This window comes from Pseudoalteromonas atlantica, assembly GCA_007988745.1.
Classification (GTDB): Bacteria; Pseudomonadota; Gammaproteobacteria; order Enterobacterales; family Alteromonadaceae; genus Pseudoalteromonas; species Pseudoalteromonas atlantica.
Map to the genome: position 1 here is coordinate 1 of BJUT01000040.1, position 12,613 is coordinate 12,613.

At 41.0% G+C, this 12,613-nt stretch carries 10 protein-coding genes; 5 read left to right on the forward strand and 5 right to left on the reverse strand.

Features of this window, described 5'->3' with window-relative positions; genetic code table 11:
* Nucleotides 1-201: 201 nt before the first annotated feature.
* Entirely contained in the window at nucleotides 202-1,059 is an 858-nt protein-coding gene (locus tag PAT01_RS14645) for a tetratricopeptide repeat protein (RefSeq protein ID WP_024031324.1), read from the reverse strand.
* Nucleotides 1,060-1,153: 94 nt separating this feature from the next.
* On the opposite strand from PAT01_RS14645, the gene PAT01_RS14650 reads away from it, so the two are divergent.
* Nucleotides 1,154-2,467, forward strand: coding sequence for a M20 metallopeptidase family protein (locus tag PAT01_RS14650; RefSeq protein WP_154945720.1), 1,314 nt, complete (start codon nucleotides 1,154-1,156; stop codon nucleotides 2,465-2,467).
* A gap of 22 nt (nucleotides 2,468-2,489) precedes the next feature.
* On the opposite strand, the gene PAT01_RS14655 is transcribed toward PAT01_RS14650, so the two are convergent.
* The 4 genes from PAT01_RS14655 to pomA all read right to left on the reverse strand — a co-directional run bounded on the left by PAT01_RS14655 (nucleotide 2,490) and on the right by pomA (nucleotide 6,884).
* Nucleotides 2,490-4,430 carry a DNA topoisomerase III gene (locus PAT01_RS14655; RefSeq protein ID WP_154945721.1) on the reverse strand — a complete coding sequence of 647 codons (1,941 nt, stop codon included), beginning with the start codon at nucleotides 4,428-4,430 and terminating at the stop codon, nucleotides 2,490-2,492.
* Nucleotides 4,431-4,475: 45 nt separating this feature from the next.
* Nucleotides 4,476-4,982 (reverse strand): hypothetical protein, encoded by a 507-nt coding sequence (locus PAT01_RS14660; RefSeq protein WP_154945722.1) that lies wholly within the window; start codon nucleotides 4,980-4,982, stop codon nucleotides 4,476-4,478.
* A 211-nt stretch (nucleotides 4,983-5,193) separates the two neighbouring features.
* Entirely contained in the window at nucleotides 5,194-6,114 is a 921-nt protein-coding gene (locus tag PAT01_RS14665; protein WP_004586875.1) for a flagellar motor protein MotB, read from the reverse strand.
* Between the two features lie 2 nt (nucleotides 6,115-6,116).
* Entirely contained in the window at nucleotides 6,117-6,884 is a 768-nt protein-coding gene (gene pomA, locus PAT01_RS14670) for a flagellar motor protein PomA (RefSeq protein ID WP_004586874.1), read from the reverse strand.
* Nucleotides 6,885-7,199: 315 nt separating this feature from the next.
* Between pomA and PAT01_RS14675 the strand changes: the two genes are divergently transcribed.
* From PAT01_RS14675 to PAT01_RS14690, 4 genes are all read left to right on the forward strand, one after another.
* Nucleotides 7,200-7,442 (forward strand): exodeoxyribonuclease VII small subunit, encoded by a 243-nt coding sequence (locus tag PAT01_RS14675; RefSeq protein ID WP_004586873.1) that lies wholly within the window; start codon nucleotides 7,200-7,202, stop codon nucleotides 7,440-7,442.
* 2 nt (nucleotides 7,443-7,444) lie between these two features.
* Nucleotides 7,445-8,332, forward strand: coding sequence for a (2E,6E)-farnesyl diphosphate synthase (gene ispA, locus PAT01_RS14680; RefSeq protein WP_121637065.1), 888 nt, complete (start codon nucleotides 7,445-7,447; stop codon nucleotides 8,330-8,332).
* 102 nt (nucleotides 8,333-8,434) lie between these two features.
* The gene (gene dxs / locus PAT01_RS14685; protein WP_138579421.1) at nucleotides 8,435-10,297 is read left to right on the forward strand and encodes a 1-deoxy-D-xylulose-5-phosphate synthase; all 1,863 of its coding nucleotides are present in this window, start codon (nucleotides 8,435-8,437) and stop codon (nucleotides 10,295-10,297) included.
* A gap of 192 nt (nucleotides 10,298-10,489) precedes the next feature.
* The gene (locus tag PAT01_RS14690; protein WP_138579423.1) at nucleotides 10,490-12,601 is read left to right on the forward strand and encodes a hypothetical protein; all 2,112 of its coding nucleotides are present in this window, start codon (nucleotides 10,490-10,492) and stop codon (nucleotides 12,599-12,601) included.
* Nucleotides 12,602-12,613 lie beyond the last annotated feature (12 nt).

Consider the following 12,613-nt stretch of genomic DNA (forward strand, 5'->3'; position numbering starts at 1 on the left):
AACGGATTTTTACGCAAGCGTTTTTTAATAAAAACTATAAATAAAAGCTCTTTCGTGCATTTTTCACTCTAAAGAGCCAAAGACAGTACAAAAAACAAACTAAACCTATACACAAAAGCCAGTTTGTTTTAAATATAACGATGTATAAAACGCAAAAAGCACCTATAAGGTGCTTTTAAGTTAATTTATTAACTGCGCGTATTAATACAAAATACTATAAAGCTTTCTTCTGTATTTTGCTGCAAGTGCATCTCCATCTGGTAGAGAAGCGATAATTGCTAAAAAGCTTGCTTTAGCGTCATTAAAGTTAAGATCCTTTTTAAGTACGCTGAACAGTGTTTCGAGTGCTTCTTCTTTTCGTCCTGCATCATTTAGCAATTGGCTTAACTCTATTTTCAGGTCTAAGTCATTTGGGTACTTTTCTACTTGCGATTGCTTTTCTTTTATCTCTGGCGAGTCGGTAGCTTCTAGAGCCGCTTCGCATTTAGCTTTTATATTATGAAAATAAGCATCTTGCTCTTGGGCGTCAATTGTATCAATGAGTGCTTGCGCATCATCTAACTTGTGTATTTGAATGCATATATCGGCTAACACAAGCTTTATACGTGCGTTTGCACTGTCTATTTCATACGCTTGCTTTGCGTAATTAAATGCAGCATTTAGATCCGACTTTAATAATGCTTGTTTTGCTTGTTCAAGAAGTAGGTCCTGTTGCGCTGGTAAATGCTTACTCAGGGCTTCGCGAATTTGCGCGTCTGTTTGTGCACCCGCTAATAAATCTACTGGAGCTGAATCTTTTAACAACACAAGTGTAGGTAAGGTTTGCAAGCCAACCTGCTGCGCTAATTGCGAGGCGAGTGCTTGTTCTGCGTCACAATCAAGATTAGCCACTACAATATGGTCTTTATATTGCGTAGCTAAATTTTCTAATATACCGATTTGGCTAATACACTCAGGACTTTGTGGCGAGTGGAAGTTAAGCAGCACCAACTTTTGTTGTGATGTTTCACCGAGTACTTGCTGAAGGTTTTGTGCGTTGATACTAACTATGTTGCTCATTGAATTAATTGCCATATTCATTTATTTAGGTTTTTATATGGAGACGAACATAATAAATACAAGTATTAAATACTTTCAAATAATGAGGGAAAACATGAAAATCACCTATCTAGCTGCAGCATTTATGATAGCAAGCCCACTTACTTACGCTAAGTCACTAAACTTAGATTTAACTAAGAGTATGCCAGCTATTGAAAAGTTTTACCTCGACTTACATCAATCTCCAGAGCTTTCATATCACGAACAAGAAACTGGCCAAAAAATAGCATCGCAATTAACAAAACTTGGGTTTGATGTAACAGATAATGTGGGCGGTTATGGTGTGGTAGGGATTTATAAAAATGGCACCGGCCCTACAATAATGATTCGTACTGATACCGATGGCCTACCAATCACAGAGCAAACCGGTAAACCTTATGCATCTAAAGTACAAGTGACCAATGAGCATGGGAATAAAGTAGGTGTAATGCATGGCTGTGGCCACGATATACATATGAGCTCGTTTATTGGTACTGCTGAGCAACTTATTGCCCACAAAGATAAGTGGCAAGGAACGTTAATGATGGTTGCGCAACCTGCAGAAGAAGTTGGCGGTGGAGCAAAAGCCATGTTAAGTGAAGGCTTATTTAGTAAATATGCTAAGCCTGATCATGTTATTGCGCTGCATGTTAGTGCCAGCGTGCCTGCGGGTAAGGTATCAATGAAAAATGAATACACCATGGCAAGTGTTGATTCGGTAGATATAACTATAAAAGGTAAAGGCGGACACGGCGCCTACCCGCACACAACCGTAGACCCTGTTGTTATTGCGGCGCGTACGGTATTAGCATTACAAACAATCACAAGCCGCGAGCTTTCTCCACTTGAGCCTTCTGTTGTGACTGTGGGATCTATTCATGGTGGCTCAAAGCATAATGTGATTTCCGATGAAGTAAAACTACAGCTTACGCTTAGAAGCTACAACCCAGAGGTACGTACGGCGCAAATAGCTGCTATAAAACGTATTACGGCGGGTATTGCTCAAAGTGCTGGCCTTACTGAGTCACATTACCCTGTTGTTCACGTTCATGAAGATGAATCTATTCCATCTACTTACAATAACCCTCAGCAAACTAACATTGTTAGGAGTGCTATTGCTGATGCAATTGGCGAAACTAATGTACTTGAGACAAAAGCGGTTATGGCTGGTGAAGATTTTGGGCTATACGGTAGAACTGATGAAAACATTCCTATTACGTTATTTTGGTTAGGTGGAGTAAACCAGCAGCAATATACAAATGCGATGAAAAGTAACCAAACACTTCCTTCATTACACTCAAGTAAATTTGCGCCAGATTATAAAGTAGCATTACCGACCGGAATAAAAGCCATGAGTAACGCTGCAGTCGCGTTATTTAATAAAAAATAAGCCGTATTTGAGAGCTCAGCGATTAAGTGGTTGCTGAGCTCTTTTTATAATTTGATTTTTTAAATGGTGCTTTTTTACCACCCTTAGCAAAGCGCTTTTTAGGCGGTGTTTTAGGGAGCTTTGAAAATACATGGCTATCACAACTAGCTGCTTGCTGTACAAAACCTTCAAGCTCCACCAGCAGTGGTTGTAAAAATTGTTGGTAGCTCATTGCTTGTTGAGCAATGTTGCCTAAACTCGCCTCCCATTTAGCGGTCAAATCGGGGCTAGCTAAGCCCTCTGGTAAAACACTAATAAGTGCCAAGCCTGTTTGTGTAGCTTTAATTGATTTACCTTCGCGCTTTAAAAAACGACGCCTAAATAATAATTCAATAATGCCTGCGCGGGTTGCCTCTGTACCTAACCCATCGGTCTCTTTGAGTATTTTTTTAATTTGTGAATCTTTTACATAACGACTAATGCCGGTCATGGCACTTAGCAATGTTGCATCAGTAAAATGAGACGGTGGCGTAGTGTGTTTTTCTACCACTTCACCTTTAGTGCAGTTAAGTGCCATGCCTTTTGTTAAATGAGGCAAGGTTGCTTCATCTTTTAGCTCGGCTTTGCCCATTAATACCTTAAACCCTAAGCTTACATCTTGCTTTGCATTGGCTTTAAATAAACCTCCCGCAATTGTTACCTCTACTTTAGTTTCGTTATAAATGTAATCGGGGTAAAACTGAATTAGGTAATGCCTGCTAATAAGTTGATATACTTTTGCTTCATCAGCCGCCAAAGTCGCTGTTTTTAGTTGTTTAGCGGTAGGTACAATTGCGTGGTGTGCAGCCACTTTTGCATCGTTGAAACATTTGCTGCGTTTTTTAGCGTCTGGCCCATTCACAAACTCAGTATTTTGACCGCCATTAGCTGCAATTGCTTTTAAAATTGCAGGCGCATCTAAATGATGCTCTTTAGGCAAATAACGATTATCAGAACGAGGGTAAGTAATTAACTTATGACGCTCATAGAGCGTTTGGCAAATATCGAGTACTTGCTGAGCTGCCATACCAAATGCCTTTGCAGCATCTATTTGCAGTGCCGATAAATTATAAGGCAGCGGCGCACTTTGTTTTTTTTGTTTTTGTTCGAGCGCTGTAACCTCGCCTGGTTGATTCGCTATTCGCGAGGCGACGTTTTCGGCTAATGCATTATTTAAAACGCGGCCCTCTTCATCTTGGTACGGCTCGCAGGCTTTGCTTGGTACCCACTTGGCCACAAAGCTTTGCTGCTCAGGAGTTATTAAATGCGCCAACACTTCATAAAATGGTTTTGACACAAAGTTAGCTATTTCGTTATCCCGGTTAACCACTAAACCTAAAATTGGGGTTTGTACGCGACCCACCGACAACACATTGCCAAAGCCTGCTTTTTGTCCCGCCAGCGTATAAGCACGCGTAAGGTTCATACCAAATAACCAATCTGCACGTGAACGCGCAAGCGCCGACACACTAAGCGGAATAAATTCACGATTTGAACGCATAGTAGTAAGCGCTTTTTTTACCGCCGCTAAATTTAAATCACTTATAAGTAAACGCTGAATGCTTTGCTTTTTGGTTTTACTTATTTTGGCTTGATCTATGACTTCATCAACCAACAATTGGCCTTCGCGATCGGGATCCCCCGCATGCACGAGTACTGATGCCTGCTTAATTAGCTTTTTTAAAATAGTTAATTGCTTACGCGTTTTCGTTTTTGCCTTGAGCTGCCATTGCTGTGGCACTATGGGCAGGTGCTCAAATTGCCACTTTTTAAAACGCGCATCATAATCATCAGGTTCAGCTTGCTCAAGTAAGTGCCCTATACACCACGAGACACAGTCACCATTAGCCACTTCTATATAACCATCGTGTTTTTTATGTGGTTTTGGCAATGCATCAGCAATAGCTCTGCCAAGTGATGGCTTTTCTGCGATATAGAGTTTCATGGGAGTTGCTCATTAACTGTTTATATGAACAGTAGTTTAGCACAGCTATTTAGAAGGTGGAGCGCTTTCTATTTTTGAGGGGGAATTACTTTTTTTAGCGAAAAGCATAATTAAAGGTAAATAACACACTATGACGGTGCCAATGTTGATAAAGGGCATTAACGTTTTGTAAATAATGGTGCTGTACGCTAAATCCCAAAGGTGACGGTCAACTAATCTGAATAATTGTAATATAGGTGCGCCAATAACCACTAACTGACCAATAACGCATTGCCATAAATAAACTTTATCTTTTATTCCCCAATAAGCTATTAACCCCATCCATATAATATCGGTAGCCGCCCATACTAAATAACGATAGATATAAATATCGTCAAACTCTCTCAAGCTAGAGGCTGTTATCCCCCCAAAGAAGAAAAAAGCGACGGTCAGTAATGCAAATCTAAAGGCTAAGTAATCTTTGAATATAAAAAATATAAAAAGAGCCGGGCTTAGCATAAAGACCCAGCTTTTACTTAAAATACTAACGAAATACAAAAACCAATCAGGCAAAATGTTTTACCTTATTTTTCTTTTGTATCGTCGTCGGTACCATCACCATTACCTGGCATATCACAATATTTAATTATAACTTTCACAGCGCATCCATTACATATGTTAAGGAAATGTACTTTAAGCTAAAATAATGAGCTTGCCAAGATACTTAGGTGATTAAGTACCTCAAAAAGAAACTTAATTAGAGAAATTAGCGCCCGCTACTCGCCTAGCGCACATCAATAGGGTCTGACTCTTTAGCCTTACCTTGTAAGATTGATATTTCTACTCGGCGATTTCTACGCCTATCTTCGTTTGAATCATTCGGAACAAGTGGACGAGTATCAGCACGCCCTACGACCATCATGCGGTTTTTATCAAACCCTTGTACCGTTTGTAATTCGCTTGCTACTGCTACTGCACGCTTTGACGATAAGTCCCAGTTATTAATATATAACTCGTTAGAAACCTGAAAATCATCGGTGTGACCCGATACCGTAATTTCACCAGGTACATCTTTTAATAACTCACCAATATCTTGAATTATGGGCTTAAACTTAGGTTGTAAAAAAGCACTGCCAGAGGGAAATGAGCCATTTTCACGGATACGAATAATGATTTGCTGCCCTAAAGATTCAAGCTCGATTGCACCGTCGATAATTTGTTTTTCGAGCTGTTGTGCTATTTTTTTCACTAACTCGTTAGTTTGTTCTTGATCGGCGGCTGAAGTTGCTTGCTCTGAAGATTGCTGCTGCGATGTACTACGTGACTCGCCACCACGTTTATCGCCACGTTGCTCTTGTCTACCACCAGCAGAGCTTTCATCACCCGCTTGAAACTCTAACATTTGCTGGGTCATTTCAACGGTTTGTTGCTGAATGGTTTCTATCGGGGTAGGTTCAGGCTTACCTGGGGTAAATTCCATAGCAATAACCGAGGTCCCTTTAGGGATATCTTTTACTTCTATTTTGTTTTGCACACCAAATGCAAACTTCATCGAGCCTGCTATTTGCTTAAATTTAAGTACATCCATTTCTGAAAACGCGAGCAAAAGTACAAAAAAGCACATTAAAAGCGACATTAAGTCGGCAAATGTTCCCATCCAAGCAGGCAGACCTGGGGGTGGGCATTTGCACTCTTGATCAGACATGGTTACTCCTCGGTATCCACTTTGCGCTTAGACTCAGCAAGGTAGTTTTTCAATATACCTTCAATTACTTTCGGGTTTTGACCATCTTGAATACCTAAAATAGCATCCAGTATTAGACGCTGATTCATGGCTTCTTCGTCTTTGCGAAGCTCAAGTTTTACCTGAATAGGAATAGCCACTACATTTGCTAAAAATGCACCATATAAAGTAGTTAATAATGCCACCGCCATTGCGGGGCCAATGGCTTTAGGGTCATCCATGTTAGATAACATAGCAACTAAGCCTATTAACGTTCCTATCATACCCATTGCTGGGGCTATATCGGCAAGTGACTTAAATAAACCGGCGCCCAGTTCGTGACGAGTTGTGGTTAAAGAAATGTCTTTTTGAAGCGTGGCACGAACTACATCAGCATCGTGGCCATCAACGAGCATATCTACACCTTTGCGCATAAAAGGGTTTGGTATTTCGGCTTCTTCGAGGGCTAAAAACCCCCCTTTACGGGCTGAATCAGCAAGTTCAACTGCTTTTTCAATCAGCTCTTCTGGCGATTCGATTTTAAACATAAATGCTTTACCAACAACCTTACCTATGCCCAAAAACTGCGACAAGGTAAAGTTTGATAACACAATAAATAGTGAGCCACCAAATACAATTACACTAGAAGGCGCGTCGGCAAACATCCCCATTTCACCGCTACTACTCATAAACATGGACATGACAATTAAACCAATTGCGCCAAGGATCCCAATTATGGTTGCTAAATCCACATTTCCTCCAAAGTATTATACTTTGTTATTCAAACTTTTATTATTAACTGCTTATCGGCAAGATACTGAAATACTTAAGCCATTTTTGAAAAAAGTGTAAAACACTGTGTTTGGCCTAATTTTAGATCAAGATACCCTACTCGCCTAGCGACTGATTAATTTTATTGTACACAGTGAGCACTAATACGCATCTTATACATGGTAAAAATACGATTTAAACTGATATAACTCAAAAAACAACGATCATCCTTTGACCTAGTTTAGCATTCCCCCTAAAATTGGCTCCTAAATTTATCATGCTGGCTGAAATTAAACATGGCGACTAAAAAACCTGAAAACCTAAGTTTTGAACAAGCACTCGAAGAATTATCAACTATTGTCGGTGAAATGGAACAAGGTGATTTATCGCTTGAGCAGTCGTTAAAGCAATTTGAGCGTGGTATAGCCTTAGCTAACGCCTCAACGGGTAAGTTACAACAAGCAGAACAAAAAGTGTCTATTTTAATGGGTAATGACGAAAAAGCAGCGCTTACTTCATTTAACAACGATATGGAATAACCGTGAGCATACAAGAAAAAATAGAATGTGCTCAACAAGATGTCGTAAAGACCCTGCAACAGTACTTTGATCAACCCCTTGATACTGCACACACAGTAAAAGAAGCCACCCAGTACGGCTTATTTAACGGTGGCAAGCGTTTACGCCCCTTTTTAGTCTACGCAAGTGGTGAAATGCTCGGAGCTAATAAGCAAGATTTAGATATTCTTGCTGCTGCTATTGAGTGTATTCATAGCTACTCGTTGGTGCACGATGATTTACCAGCCATGGATGATGACGACCTTCGCCGTGGACGCCCAACTTGCCATATAGAGTTTGACGATGCGCATGCAATTTTAGCGGGCGATGCACTTCAAACATTGGCCTTTGAGCTTATCTCGGCTCACAATTTTACCTGCAGCGCATCAACACAAGTAAAAATGATCAGCGCACTGGCTAAAGCATCGGGGCTAGAAGGCATGGTAGGCGGGCAAGGGCTAGATATTGCAGCCACAGATAAAGTGATTACAGTACAACAGCTTGAACGAATTCATAGATTAAAAACGGGTGCCTTAATCAACTGTGCCATTACATTGGGTGCATTATGTAGCGAAAAAGCAGACAAACAAACCTTAGAAAACTTACGTGTTTTTGGGTATGCTATAGGGCTGGCATTTCAAGTGCACGACGACATTTTAGATGTTGAAGGTGACACATTTACTTTAGGTAAGCCACAAGGCTCTGATTTAGCTGCTAATAAAGCAACTTATCCGGCCCTATTAGGTATGCAAGGTGCCAAGCAAATGGCGCAAAATTTAATAGAGCAAGCGCATCAAGCATTAAACAAAATAGATGCTGATACCTCTACTCTAGCGGCGCTGGCAAACTACCTGATTAAACGTGACCATTGAGTGTTACATATACGTATTGCCATTTAGCACTGACATTATTACTCAACAGCGGTAACAACTAATAAGTTAGCACCGGTGTTAGCGAAGGATAAAATAAATACCATGACACTTGATAGTAGCAAGTATCCATTACTTAACTTGGTTGACGAACCAGCCCACTTACGCGATATAGCGCAAGATAAACTCCCTGCGTTTAGCAACGAGTTACGAGACTATTTACTCAACTCTGTTTCGCAAAGTAGCGGCCATTTAGCGTCTGGTTTAGGAACTGTTGAGCTTACCGTTGCTCTACATTATGTGTATAACACACCAGAAGATCGCCTTGTATGGGATGTAGGCCATCAAGCGTACCCGCATAAAATTTTAACGGGACGACGCGATTTAATGCATACTATTCGCCAAAAAGACGGATTACATCCATTCCCTTTTCGTGAAGAAAGCCAATACGATACCTTTAGCGTAGGCCATTCAAGTACCTCTATTTCGGCAGCGCTTGGTATGTCTATTGCGGCTAAAAAAGAAGGTAAAGGCCGCAAAACTGTTGCCGTTATAGGCGATGGCGCCATTACAGCAGGTATGGCATTTGAAGCAATGAACCACTTAGGCGATGTAAAATCTGACATGTTAATCATTTTAAATGATAACGAAATGTCGATTTCTGAAAACGTCGGTGCGTTAACTAATCACTTTGCGCGTATTTTATCTGGCAGCTTTTACACAAATATTCGCGAAGGCAGTAAAAAGTTACTCTCTGGCGTGCCTCCTGTTAAAGAGCTTGCCAGTAAAGTAGAAGAGCACCTAAAAGGAATGGTTATTCCAGGTACCTTTTTTGAAGAACTAGGTCTTAATTATATTGGCCCAATTGATGGCCACGATGTAAATATGCTCGTAGATACACTGCGTAATATGCGTAATTTAAAAGGGCCTCAGCTTTTACATATAAAAACTCAAAAAGGAAAAGGCTATAAACCCGCAGAAGCTGATCCTATTGGCTATCACGGTGTGCCAAAGTTTGACCCTAATACATCAAGCTTACCTAAATCTAAACCTGGCGCCGCCACTTTCTCTAAGGTGTTTGGTGACTGGTTGTGTGATATGGCCGAGCAAGATAAAAAATTAATGGCTATTACGCCTGCAATGCGTGAAGGCTCAGGTATGGTGCGTTTTTCAAAAGAACACCCAGAGCAATATTTCGATGTAGCTATAGCTGAGCAGCACGCTGTCACATTGGCCGCCGGTTTTGCCTGTGAAGGGTTAAAACCCGTTGTAGCTATTTACTCGAGCTTTTTACAACGTGCTTATGATCAACTTATCCATGATGTTGCACTGCAAAACTTACCTGTGCTTTTTGCTATAGACCGCGCTGGTATTGTAGGCGCCGACGGCGAAACACACCAAGGTGCGTACGACTTAAGCTTTATGCGCTGTATTCCCAACATGGTTATTATGGCCCCTAGTGATACTAACGAGTGCCGCCATATGCTTTATACCGGTTATAAGGCTAATTGCCCTGTAGCAGTTCGCTACCCTCGTGGTAGTGCCGGTACTGCCGATATTCAAAGCGAAATGACGCTACTAGAAATAGGCAAAGCCAATACCATTAAACAAGGCGCTAAAATTGCTATTTTATCCTTTGGTACTTTGCTTGAAAACGCGCAACTTGCTGCAAATGAGCTAGGTGCAACGCTAGTTAATATGCGCTTTATTAAGCCACTTGATACAAGTTTATTAGATGAGCTTAGCCAAACTCATGATGTAATAGTAACGCTTGAAGACAACGCTATTTGTGGTGGCGCAGGCTCAGCGGTTAATGAATATTTAGCAGCGCAAAAAGCCAACCTAAAGGTGCTTAACTTAGGTATTCCTGATGAATTTATTAAGCACGGCACACAAGCGCAAATGCACGATGAAATGGGCTTAGGCGAACAAGGCATTTTAAATTCAATAAAATCGTTTATCGCTTAATTATTTTTGCTAGCTAGCTTTTAAAGGGAGCCTGATGGCTCCTTTTTTGTTTTTTATTTTTAAATATTTGCATCCAATGTGTATTTCTACGCGTTATCTCTATGAGGTTAACACAGTAAATAGTACGTACTGAGGAGTATAAACAGGCACGTTATTTACTTTCATTTGATGGAATATTAAAAGGTAAAAATGATGAAAAAAGCTAATTTAACTCACCTTCATACACAAAACAGTTCACTTAAACGCCCCCTTTGTTTTTCAGCATTAGCGCTTGGGATAGTACTTGGTATTTCAGGGTGTAGCGGTGATGATGGAGAAAACGGTTTAGCCGGTACGCCGGGAGCAGATGGTCAAGATGGAAACGATGGCACAAACGGTAACCCCGGCTTTAGTGCAGCCACGTTTATTTTAGCTAATAACGGCGAGCAAAACGCAGGCACTGTTGATTTAATAAACCAGGACGCTGCCAAATTAAAGACCTTTAATACCACTGCAAATGAAGGCGTAGCCTTTGATAGCCTCGGTAATTTAATACAAGCAAGCGACAGCGAAAATGGTAGCATTAAAACTATATGCCAACTTGCCAATCGCGATGATGGTGCAAGCTTTAGTACTAATCAAGACCGTGAAATTACAGGCCCTGCCACTACACTAGTTAATCCTAAGGGCATAGCGATTGCAAAAAATAGCGGGCTGATATTTATAGCTGATTTTGGTGCCATGCAAATTACCACATTTGGCAGTGCTGCAGCGGGAGATGCCGCGCCGCTTGCTACCACTGTTACCGAAGCCGCCCCGTGGGATGTTGATTATGACCACGTAAACGACCGACTTTATGTAGCACTTACCAACGGTGATGTCGCGGTTTATGATAATTTTGTAAGCGGTGAATTTACCGCTATGCCAAGTCGTACTATTACACCAAGCGATGCCGATGGTGTGCAAATATCGGTAAATATTCACGGCATTGTTTATGATGAAACCACCAATAAACTTATTTTATCGGATGTTGGTAGCGCATCAGATGCTACCGATGGCGCGCTTTTTGTTATTAATAATGCCTCAACTGCGCAAGGTAATACATCTGTTGCACGCAGTATTTCAGGCCCTGCGACTATGCTAGGCAACCCTGTAGATATTACCCTTGAGGGTAGCGATTTACGTGTGGCCGAAAAATCAAACGATGCAATTTTAGTGTTTAGTAATATATTTGCCGGTGAAAGTGGCGATATAGCGCCCGATTTAAGTACTGCGTCTACTAAGCCAGAGTCAATTACTAACACGCTAACTCAAAGCTCAATGGCTGATATATCAGATAGTACTGAGCCTAATATGGCGCTATTAGGCGTAGCCGTATCCAGTAATCCAAGCACTGCGGGTGATACAACAGGCCAAATTAGCCGTTTAAATACAGCATTAAGTAGCGAACTTGCAAGCTATAATGCAAGCCAAACGATAGAAAGCGTTAGCTTTGATAAAGCAGGTAATAGCTACGCAACATTCGATAATGCCAGTACAGGAATGGGCGGAATCGTCATCTCTACTAAAGTGGCTTATAACCGTGATGGCGAAACATTTAACGCCAGCCAAGATAGACTGATTTCAGGAAGCAATACAGGCCTTATTTCACCTAAAGGATTAGATATTGCCTCCGATAGTGGAATGATTTTTGTGGCTGAAAATAATGAAACCACGCCGAGCATTGCTATATTTTCAAGCTGTGCCACCGGCGACGCATCACCTCTTATGACCTTAACTTTTGCCAATAATGCACGCCCGTGGGATGTTGATTACGACAGTAACACTGACCGCGCTTTTGTTGCGCTAACCAATGGCACTGTAGCGGTATTTGATCAAGTTAAAAATAAGCTACTAAGTGGCGAGACCACAATAAGTACAGAAGATAGATTAATTACACCTGCCAATAATTCACAAGCACTGGCAGCGCCTACCAATATTCATGGAATAGATTACGACTCATTAAGTGGTGCGTTAATACTTTCTGATGTAGGCAGCGCAGCCGTTGCTGACGATGGCAAAATTTATGTATTAAATAATACCGCAAATGCCTCGGGACTAGTTAATATAAGCGCGACGATTAGCGGGCCCAATACATTATTAGGAAACCCTGTTGATATTATGTATAGCGGAACCAATTTATACGTTGCCGAAAAGTCTAACAACGTAGTTATGCGCTTTAATAATATTTTAAGTACCGCAGGGGGAGATATAAGTGCCGATGCAAGTATGGCATTTAGTGCACCTGAGTCAGTGGCTATTTTACCAGCGTGGCTAAACCAGTAATTAAATAGCGTT